Raw genomic sequence first — 7,201 nt, 5'->3', positions numbered from 1 at the left:
GTCGGGGCCGAAATATCGAAACTGCACGGGCGGGGCTCTTGTCCCGCCCTTTTATGTAAAACGCTCAATATCTCGTAGGGGCGACCGTCCACGGTCGCCCGCGGGCGGGTCTGGAGACCCGCCCCTACGTCATCGCAATTTGTGGGGAGGGGACCGCTGCACTCCTCACCCCAGGTTGCGATGATGTAGGGGCCGACCTTCAGGTCGGCCCGTTTTTTTAAGGTGGCCCTCACCCCCATCCCCTCTCCCACGGGGAGAGGGGGGGCGCTCACGGCGCGGCCCGTCGGATTATCAAAGGGCGGCCCGGTTGGACCGCCCCATTTTTATAAAAAGATGTGCGGGTCGCCCCGTCCTCGGCGCGTTTCCATCCACCCAATAAAAAGGGCGGCCCGGTGGACCGCCCTTCCGTTCGTTTCTCCGGCGCTTAGGCGATGAAGAGGAAATTGAAAATACCGAAACCGGTAAGCAGCCAGAAGAGACCGAGCAGGATGGCGATGATACCGAAGATGCCCTGGAAGGGTGAGACGGCTTTGAATATCTTCTCGCCCTTCTCGCCGGTGTACTTGGCGATCAGGCTGAAGCCCAGCAGGAACCCAAGGACGATCTCGACGCAGGCGGTGGCCAGGTAGAAGATGCCGATCAGGCCGAGGGCCAGCAGGGAGAAGGACCCGATCAGGTCCCAGATGCCCCAGAGGAGCAGAAGGATACCGATCCATCCCTGCCAGGGGGTGAGCTTGCCGATGAGCTCGGCGGCGGAGGGCTTGTTCTTGATGATTAGGCCGGCCGCGCCGAGGATACCGCCGATGATCAGGATGACGAAGTAAAGCCAATACATACGTGACCTCCGGTTGTTCGGGTATACGCTACGGAAGAGTTGAAAAAAAGCACATCAGGGTCAAATCACTAAGACAACAAGAGGATAGCAAATCGGGGGGCCCAAGGCAACAAAATTTCTCTCCGGGGGCCGGAAAGGCGCTGTGGGGGCGGAAACTTCGCCCGGAGACCGGTGGGTTTCGTCCGGCATTTTCCTGAGATTTTATCCGAAATCGTGTCTCTTTATGAACGGACGGCGCGTCGGGGGCGGCCCTTTGACACGGCTCGGCGGCGTGAGTTAGCATGGGGCGTGCACAGGGCTCGCACACGTCAACCCCGACCCCGGAGGTGAAGATGAAGAAGGTTATCCTGTCCGTTTTCGCGGTTGTCCTGTTCGTTCTGGCCTGCGGCGAGACCGGGAGCCCGGAGGGGACCGTGGACCGTTTCCTCCAGGCGCTCAGGGACAAGGACAAGGAAGCCGCCCTGATGACCATCTACTCGGGGAATCAGGAGACGGACATGCAGGAGCGCTTCTACGACATGTGGGGCGACGTGGAGTCGGGCGCCGTGTCGGTCGAGGAATGGACCGAGCCCAAGCTCACGAAGTCCGAGGAGGTCTCCGAGGAGGGGGTGGACGTCCTGGAGGTCGCCCGGGTGGAGACGGAGGTCACCATCGTCCAGGACGGCCAGAAGGATACGGAAAAGGTCACGTTCGAGGTGGTGCGGAACGAATTCGGCTGGTTCGTGTTCGAGATGGAGGGTTAGGGCGGCGCGGCGTATGCGCTGATGTGGGGGCGGGTTTTTGGGCCCGCCCGTTTTTATAAGGTGGCCCTCACCCTTGGTCCCTTCGGCGCGCCGCTCCCACAGGGAGAGGGAGACACGTACCTCTACGGCTGCGATGACGTAGGGGCCGACCGACGGCAAGCCGTTTAGGTCGGCCCGCTTCATTATAAGGAAGCCCTCACCCCCATCCCCTCTCCCACGGGGAGAGGGGGGCCGCTGCAACCCTCTACCCGGCTGCGATGATGTAGGGGCGGGTGTCCACACCCGTCCGCGGGCCGACCGCATGTCGGCCCCTACAGTCCCCCGCCGGGCTTGTGCAATAAAAGCGTCTCGACGAAGCTCTCCAGGCGCAGCAGGTCCCGCGCCGTGAGCGGCCCCGGGCGGTCACCCTCCAGGGTGAGTATCGGTCGGCGATCGAGCCGCCGCCGCAGCAGGATGTCCTCGATCTGCCGGAAGCAGAAGCTCTGGACGTAGTGGACCACGCCGTCCACCCCCCTCTTCTCCACCTCGGGCAGGATGTCCCCCAGCCGGAAGGCCATGCCGTAGGGGTAGGTGTAGGCGAGGTACTGCGCGACGAGGTCGGGCGAGCGGTAGGGCATGGTGAACTGGCGGGGTATCTCGGCGAAGACGAAGGCCGCGCCGAACTCGGCGGTCCGCGCCAACAGGTCGGTGAAGGCCGGCGGCACGCCCAGGTAGGCCAGGCGGACCGGCGCGGGGGGAGGCTCGTCCCCCGAGGCGAGCTCCCGCTCCAGCGCGGCCGCGTAGCTCTCCAAGTCGCCGCCCCAGTCGCTCGCCGAGAGGGCCAGATCGAAGTAGGCCGCGTCCCGCCTTTTACCCTGAACGACCAGCCCGTCCAGCCGGTTCAAATCCTCCCGGACGCCGGCCAGCCGCCCCCGCCACCGTTCGGCCTCTTCCAGATTCGTCCCGAGGTGGGCGGCGAAGCGCTCCAGGGCTCGCGAAAGCTCCTCCGGCGAGCGACTCTCCGGATAAGCAAAGGGCACGGCGGCGAGGCCGTCGTCGGCCAGAATCTCCAGCAGGGCCTCGGTGTTGCTGCAATCCCCCCGGCTGACGCCCACGACCTCGGGGATTCCCAGGCGGCGGATGGTGGCGTATACGCCCTTGATCCAGGCGCAGGAGTTGCGCGGGAAACCGGCGGACTCCGCCTCGCGGACGGCGCGCTCCGGGCTCTCCCCGCGGACGAGGACGTTGTTCAGGTCCACCAGCGCGCGCCCCGCGGCCAGGGCGACCTCGGAGGGGACGGTGGCGGTGATGCCGAGCCTGGGGTCTTTCATGGGCAAAGTGTTTGACTAATCGCCCGGCAGGGGCTAGGATTACGCTTAACTTTACCGCCAAACCGCCCCGACGGGCAAGCGTAAACCATGCACCCCACCCTTCTCACCATCGGTCCGCTGACGCTGCGGGTCTACGGCCTGATGCTGGCGCTGTCCTTCTTCCTGGGGATGATTCTGGCCGCCCAGCGGGCCCGCAACCGGGGCATAGACCACCGCCACATCTACGACCTGTCCCTGGTGATTTTAATCTGCGCCGTGGTGGGCTCCCGGCTGTTCCACTTCATCTACCACTTCGACCAGTACGCGGCCCACGGCGACCCCTGGGTCCAGCTCCTGCGCATCTGGGACGGCGGGCTGATGCTCTTCGGGGGGTTCATCTTCGCCCTGGTCGGGTCGCTCGTTTACCTGTGGCGCAAGAAGCTGCCCGTGTGGGAAATCACGGACATCGTGGCGCCCTCGGTGGGCCTGGGGCTGGGGCTGACGCGCATCGGCTGCTTCTTCAACGGCTGCTGCTTCGGCCGGGCCACCGACTCCTGGCTCGGGATGATCTTCCCCAACAACTCGCCGGTCTACTACACCCCGCGCACCGGAATACTGCCCGGCACGCCGGTCCTGCCCACCCAGCTCTTCGAGTCGGCGGCGGGGTTCGCCCTCTTCGGCCTGCTGATTCTGGTGGAGCGCAAGTGGAAGCGCTTCCACGGCCTGCTGTTCGGGATAACCATCGCCTTCTTCGGGGCCTGGCGCCTGTTCATCGAGGAGTTCCGCTTCCGCGAGGAAGACATGTGGGCCTTCGGCGGTTTTTTGTCCAAGAACCAGGTCATCTCAATCGTCATCTTCCTCTTGGGGGTCGGGATAGTCGTCTGGCGCTGGCTCGCCGCCCGGAAGGCGGGCAAGCTCCTGGACCCGGCGGTGGAGTACGCCGCGGTGTGTGAGACCGTCCGCCGCCGCCGTGGGGAGCGCGAGAAAAGGGCCAGGCGCGCGAAGAAGAAATAGCCGTGCTGCGTGACACGAAATCGCCACCGCCGCGTTCACCACTGGTGGGCCTGGCGGTGGCCTTCGCTTGCGGGATCGCGGCGGGCCGCTGGCTCGACGTCGGTCCGGCGTGGGCCCCGGCGCTCACGCTGGCGGCGACCGGCTCCTTCCTCCTCGTCGGGCGGGGGAGGCCGAGGCTCGCCCTGGGGCTGGCGCTGGTGGTCGCCCTGGCGGCGGGGGCCGGAATCTCGGAGAGGGCCCTCGGGCATCAGGCGGCGATGGAGGCCCGGGTCGGCGGGCTGGGCGAAGTGACGCTCACCGTCCGGGTGGTCGGCCCCGTGGACCGCGATGAGATACGGGAGCGCGCCTGGGTCGAGGTCGCCGAAGCGCCGGACGACCTCGCGGACCTGACCGGCGCGCGCCTGAGCCTGGGCGTGTACGGCGACGATAGGCGAAAATTCTCCCCGGGGGACCTCCTCCGGGGCGCGTTCTACCTGAGCGGGATCCGGGAGGCGGACAACCCGCTCGTGCCCGACTACGGCGAGTACCTGCGGGCGAATAGGGTGGCCGGCTGGGCGCGCGACGCGGGCCCGGTCGAAATCACTAAAACCCGCGACGACCCCGCGACCCTCTTCCTCCGCCTGCGTGAGTGGCTCAACGACCGCGCCGTCGAATCCCTCCAGCCCCAGGCGCGGGGGCTGGCCCGGGCGATTCTGACCGGCGACCGGGGCGAGCTCGAGCCGGACGACCTGGAGCGCTTCCGGGACGCGGGGATATTCCACATCCTGGCGGTCAGCGGCCTCCACGTGGGCATCGTCGGGTACCTGGCGTTCCTCCTGGGCGGGGCGCTCCCCTTGAAGCGGCGGGGGCGGTACGTCCTCGCCCTGGCGGTCATAGTCGGATTCACCCTGTTGACCGGGGCGCGGGCGCCGGCGCTGCGGGCCTGCCTCATGTCCGGCCTCTTCCTCGGGGGAAGGCTCCTGGGACGGCCGGCCCACCTGGGCACCTCGGTGGCCGCGGCGGGGCTCTTCCTCCTGGCGCTGAACCCGCTCGCCCTCTGGGACATCTCCTTCCAGCTCTCCTTCGTGGCGGCGGCGGGCATCGCGGCGTTGACGCCGACCCTGGCCGACTGGATGACGCGGAAAAAGGTGCCGCGGTTCATCGCCGAGGGCCTGGGGGCCACACTGGCCGCCCAGCTCGCCATCTACCCCCTCCTGGCCCTCCACTTCGCCCGGGTGCCCATCCTGGCCTTCCTGACGAACCTGGTCGTCATCCCCCTGGTGGGCATCGCCCTGGCCGTCGGCGTTCCCTACCTGCTTTTGGTGGCGGCGTCCTCGGCGGTCGGCGTCCCGGCGGCGGCGCAGTTCCTGGGAACGCCGCTCTCGCTGGTCCTGCGCGGGATGAACGACCTCGTGAGCTGGGCCGCGCGCATCCCCCTGATGACCGCCGACCTGCGCCAGCCGGCGATCTGGCTGGTGCTGGCGACCCTGGCGCTCTTCGGCGCCGCATGGTGGGCCTGGCGGAGGGGGAAGAAAAAGTGGGGGCCGGTCCTGGTCGTCCCCCTGGGCCTCGTGGCGCTACTCTGGGGCTGGCACCTCTCGCGCGACGACACCCCGGACCGACTGCGGCTGACCTTCTTCTCCGTGGACCGGGGCGACGCGGTCCTCGTCGAGAGCCCGGCGGGCGACCGGATAGTCATAGACGGCGGCCTGGACTACGCCGAGCCCCTGGCGGAGTACCTGCGCCGGTGCGGCGTCACCGGGCTCGACGCCGTCTGCCTCACCCACCCCGACTCGGACCACTGCTCGGGCCTCATCCCGCTCTTCGGGCGCTTCGAGGTGGAGCGCGTCTACCGCCCGCCGGACTACCAGGTCACCGAGACGTACCTCTCCTACCTCCTCGCCGAGCGGCTCTCCGGGGCCCGTGTGCTCCTGCCCGCCTGCGGTGTGCGCATCCCGACCCGGGACGAAAACCTCGAGATAACCGTCCTGTCGGCGTCCGACCGGCCCCGACCCGCGGGGACGGCGATCAACGACGCCTCGCTGGTCCTCCTGCTGCGCTACGGGGATTTCGAGGCGCTGTTGACCGGGGACCTGGAGGCGCCCGGGGAGCGCAGGCTCCTGGGCCGCTGGGAGCCCGAGGCGGTGGACCTCCTCAAGGTCGCGCACCACGGCTCGGCCTCCGGGACGACGGAGGCGTTCCTGTTGGGAGTCAGGCCGGGGCACGGGGTGGTGTTCCCGGACCGGGGGCGCCTGTCGGATGTGGTGAGCCGGCGGCTGGCGGCGGCGGGCTGCTGGCTCTACGACGTCCGCGAGCGGGGGGCCTGCGTGGTGGAGACCGACGGGCGGACTTTTACCCTCGGGCGCTACGACGGCGACTTCACCCCGGCGGTGGGGCTGGTGTTGGAATAGGATTGCGTAGAGGGCGGCACGTGTGCGGTGTAGGGGGGCCCCTCTGCGGGCCGACCTTAAGGTCGGCCCCTACGAGGTCAATTCCGATGGACGACAATTTAACGTAGGGGCGGACCGCCGTCGCGCCGTTTAGGTCCGCCCACATTTTCCAAAGTCGGGCCTTTAAAGCGTCGGGTCGCCGGGATGCCAGTCCACCGGGCAGGCCTCGCCGGTCTGGTACGCCGCGATGAGCCGCAGAGTCTCCTCCACCGAGCGGGCCACCTTGGGCTCGGTGACCATGATGGCCCGGACGACGCCCTCGGGGTCAATGATGTACGTCCCGCGGGTGGAGATGCCGGCGTCCTCCATGAACGTGCCGAAGAGCTTCGAGATGGTCCCGTCGCGGTCGGTGAAGTGGGGGTAGGGCAGGTTTCCCAGGTCGCCCCGCTGCCACTCCTTGTGTTTCTCGATTTCGTCGGTGGAGCCGGCGACGAAGACGGCGTTCAGCTCCTTGAGCCGGGCCGTGTTCGCCCGGAAGGCCCGCAGCTCCGTGGGGCACACGGCGGAAAAATCCTCGGGGTAGAAGAAGAGAATCACCCATTTCCCGCGGTTTTCGGAGAGGCGGAAGTTCTTCTCTTCGCCGTCCACGAGGGCGCGGGCGGTGAAGTCGGGGGCTTTCGAGCCGATGGGTAAGAGAGCCATGTTTCCTCCTTGTGTACGCCTGTTATTGAGACATAGTTAAGGTAGCATGAAAGTTCGGGAATTTCAAGGTGAATTATCGCGGTCCCGACCGAGGGGGTGATTCGCAACTGGACGGTGTAGGGCGGCCCCTCTGCGGGCCGCCGCGGCGGGGATTAAAATCCCCGCCCTACGCCATGAATCGTAGAGTATCCCGTAGGGGCGACCGTCCACGGTCGCCCGCGGGCCGACCTAAACGGCGCGCCGTCAGTC

The 7,201-nt window shown here is 67.5% G+C and carries 6 protein-coding genes; 3 read left to right on the top strand and 3 right to left on the bottom strand.

Annotated features, from left to right (window positions below; genetic code table 11):
• Positions 1-424 precede the first annotated feature (424 nt).
• Positions 425-835: a hypothetical protein gene (locus VM054_04705; protein HUT98359.1), complete on the bottom strand. Its 411-nt coding sequence runs from the start codon at positions 833-835 to the stop codon at positions 425-427.
• 332 nt (positions 836-1,167) lie between these two features.
• On the opposite strand from VM054_04705, the gene VM054_04700 reads away from it, so the two are divergent.
• Positions 1,168-1,578, top strand: coding sequence for a hypothetical protein (locus VM054_04700; GenBank protein ID HUT98358.1), 411 nt, complete (start codon positions 1,168-1,170; stop codon positions 1,576-1,578).
• A gap of 311 nt (positions 1,579-1,889) precedes the next feature.
• Here the strand turns inward: VM054_04700 and VM054_04695 are convergent, their stop codons facing one another.
• Positions 1,890-2,888 carry a 2-hydroxyacyl-CoA dehydratase gene (locus tag VM054_04695; GenBank protein HUT98357.1) on the bottom strand — a complete coding sequence of 333 codons (999 nt, stop codon included), beginning with the start codon at positions 2,886-2,888 and terminating at the stop codon, positions 1,890-1,892.
• A gap of 87 nt (positions 2,889-2,975) precedes the next feature.
• Between VM054_04695 and lgt the strand changes: the two genes are divergently transcribed.
• The gene (gene lgt / locus VM054_04690) at positions 2,976-3,881 is read left to right on the top strand and encodes a prolipoprotein diacylglyceryl transferase (protein ID HUT98356.1); all 906 of its coding nucleotides are present in this window, start codon (positions 2,976-2,978) and stop codon (positions 3,879-3,881) included.
• 2 nt (positions 3,882-3,883) lie between these two features.
• Entirely contained in the window at positions 3,884-6,271 is a 2,388-nt protein-coding gene (locus VM054_04685) for a ComEC/Rec2 family competence protein (GenBank protein ID HUT98355.1), read from the top strand.
• Between the two features lie 162 nt (positions 6,272-6,433).
• Here VM054_04685 and VM054_04680 read toward each other — a convergent pair whose 3' ends face one another.
• On the bottom strand, positions 6,434-6,952 hold the full coding sequence (locus VM054_04680) for a peroxiredoxin (protein HUT98354.1): 519 nt from the start codon (positions 6,950-6,952) through the stop codon (positions 6,434-6,436).
• Positions 6,953-7,201 lie beyond the last annotated feature (249 nt).

The sequence above is a fragment of the bacterium genome (genome assembly GCA_035528375.1).
Classification (GTDB): domain Bacteria; phylum RBG-13-66-14; class RBG-13-66-14; order RBG-13-66-14; family RBG-13-66-14; genus RBG-13-66-14.
Note: the sequence above shows the minus strand (reverse complement) of the source record. Positions and strands in the feature narration are given on the sequence as shown.

Excerpts from the sequence above, each read along its gene's own strand:
- VM054_04705 (HUT98359.1), bottom strand. The coding sequence starts at position 835 with ATGTATTGGCTTTACTTCGTCATCCTGATCATCGGCGGTATCCTCGGC.
- VM054_04700 (HUT98358.1), top strand. The coding sequence starts at position 1,168 with ATGAAGAAGGTTATCCTGTCCGTTTTCGCGGTTGTCCTGTTCGTTCTG.
- VM054_04695 (HUT98357.1), bottom strand. The coding sequence starts at position 2,888 with ATGAAAGACCCCAGGCTCGGCATCACCGCCACCGTCCCCTCCGAGGTC.
- lgt (HUT98356.1), top strand. The coding sequence starts at position 2,976 with ATGCACCCCACCCTTCTCACCATCGGTCCGCTGACGCTGCGGGTCTAC.
- VM054_04680 (HUT98354.1), bottom strand. The coding sequence starts at position 6,952 with ATGGCTCTCTTACCCATCGGCTCGAAAGCCCCCGACTTCACCGCCCGC.